Source organism: Segeticoccus rhizosphaerae, from assembly GCF_009192725.1.
Lineage (GTDB): Bacteria > Actinomycetota > Actinomycetes > Actinomycetales > Dermatophilaceae > Segeticoccus > Segeticoccus rhizosphaerae.
The window spans coordinates 1-2009 of sequence record NZ_VOHR01000485.1; the positions used below are offsets into that span (position 1 = coordinate 1).

General features: G+C 72.2%; 3 protein-coding genes. All 3 read right to left on the reverse strand.

What is annotated here, in order from left to right; genetic code table 11:
- Positions 1–759, reverse strand: a 759-nt coding sequence (locus tag FRW57_RS20905) for a GAF domain-containing protein (protein WP_152186970.1), incomplete at its 3' end; no start/stop codon positions are given.
- 31 nt (positions 760–790) lie between these two features.
- The gene (locus tag FRW57_RS20910) at positions 791–1558 is read right to left on the reverse strand and encodes a 3-hydroxybutyrate dehydrogenase (protein WP_152186971.1); all 768 of its coding nucleotides are present in this window, start codon (positions 1556–1558) and stop codon (positions 791–793) included.
- A 122-nt stretch (positions 1559–1680) separates the two neighbouring features.
- The coding region (locus tag FRW57_RS20915) for a glycerophosphodiester phosphodiesterase family protein (RefSeq protein WP_275263234.1) at positions 1681–2009 on the reverse strand (329 nt) is incomplete at its 5' end.

A 2009-nucleotide genomic window follows, 5' to 3' on the forward strand; every position in this document is an offset into this window, starting at 1 on the left:
CCGCTCGACCCCGGCGGTGTAGCGGCCCACCGTCTCGTGGGCGGCGGACAGCGCCGCCAGGGCCTGGGTGGTCTCCGCCGCCGCGCGCGTCTGGACGAGCGACACAGCCGCGAGCGCGGCGAGCGACCCGAGCAGGGCCACCTCCTCGCGGGTAAAGGGTCGCGGCGTGCGGTTGGCGGCGAAGAGCACGCCGACGAACGTCTCCTCCACGAGCAGCGGGGTGCCGCAGATCGCGACGAGGCCCTCGTCGTTGACGGCCCCGTCGATGGACCTGGTGTGGTTGAACCGCCCGTCGGCCATGTAGTCGGCCGTCCAGTAGGGCCGGTGGGTGGAGGCGGCCAGGCCACCGAGGCCGTCACCCAGGCTGAGCCGCACGTTCTGGAACGCGATCGACACCGAACCGTCCGTGGTCCGCATGAAGGTGTCGCCCCGGGCGGGGTCGTAGAGCGTCAGGTAGGCGACGTCGGTGCCGAGCAGCGCGCGCGCCCGACGGACGATCGCCTCGAGCACGCCGGCAGGATCCTGCGCGGCGGCCAGGTCGCGAGCCGTGTCCACCAGGGCGGCCAGTTCGGACTCGCGTCGCCGGTGGGCGTCGAAGACGCCGCGGACGACCAGGGCGTCCTCCCGGGCCTCGGCGTCTCCCTCGACGGCCGCGAGCTGCTCAGGTCGGGCGCCGGCCGCCAGGAGGCGCAGGAGGGTGCGCGACGGCGGCTCGGGCTCATCGGCGGGTCCGGTCACGATGTGAGGGGGCGCTGGCATCCTGCTGATCCTAGGGTGGTCGCGGCACGAGTCAGCGCGCTGTCCACCCGCCGTCCATGACGTATGACGAGCCGGTCACCGAGGTCGCCGACGGTCCGCACAGGAAGCCCACGAGGTCCGCCACCTCGCGCGGTTCGACGAGGCGCTTGACCACCACCGGCTCGAGCATGATCCGCTCGAGAACCTCGTCCTCGGAGATACCGTGGCTGGCGGCCTGGTCGGCGACCTGTCCTTCGACGAGGGGCGTGCGCACGTAGGCAGGGTTGACGCAGTTGCTGGTGACGCCGTGCGCACCGGCCTCGATGGCCACCACCTTTGACAGCCCCTCGAGCCCGTGCTTGGCCGCGACGTAGGCGGCCTTGAACTCGCTCGCTCGCAGTCCGTGCACGCTGGACACGTTGACGATCCGGCCCCACCCCCGATCGTACATGTGCGGCAACACCTGGCGGATCAGCCGGAACGGTGCCTGCAGCATGATCGCAAGGATCTGGTCGAACCGGTCGGGTGGGAAGTCCTGCACCGGGGCGATGTGCTGGATGCCCGCGTTGTTGACCAGGATGTCCACGTCCCGGGGCAGCGCGACGAGTCCGTCCAGGTCCGCCAGGTCGCAGGTGAGTCGGTCCAACCGGTCCGGTGGTCCGTCGAGCGACTTGAGGCCGACCAGGTCACGGTCGAGCGCGATGACGTGGGCGCCCTGCGCGAGCAGGTGCGCCACGCACGCAGCACCGATCCCGCCGGCGGCGCCGGTGACGAGGGCACGTCGACCGGCGAGCGGCGCGGGGCCTTCTGGCTCTGACATGGTCAGCACAGTAGGGACGACGGGCGCGTGCGGCGGTGTGGCTGCACGACATACTTGCCGCCCACTCCATGTGTCAGGCGCCCGTGCAGGCTTCCCCTGAGTGACGCGGCAGCGGCCTCGCGTCAGCCGGGCCAGGCGCCACGGTCGCGCAGCACGTCGCGCAGCAGGTCGGCGCGGTCGGTGATGAGGCCGTCGACGCCGAGGTCGAGCAGGCGATGCATGTCCTCGGTCTCGTTCACCGTCCAGACATGCACCTGGACCCCTGCGCGGTGGGCGTGCGCGACCGTCCGGTGGGTGACGACGCGAAGGCGTCCGAAGGACTCGGGCAGCTGCAGGCAGTCCACGTCGCGCAGCGCGCGCCCGGCGAGGCGTGTACGGCCGGCCATCGACGCGGTCCGGAAGGCCGCCACCGTGGTCGGACCGCCCGACGTGGCGACGGGCGCCGACAACC

Coding starts and splice junctions, on each gene's coding strand:
- FRW57_RS20910 (WP_152186971.1), bottom strand. CDS start 1,558: ATGTCAGAGCCAGAAGGCCCCGCGCCGCTCGCCGGTCGACGTGCCCTC.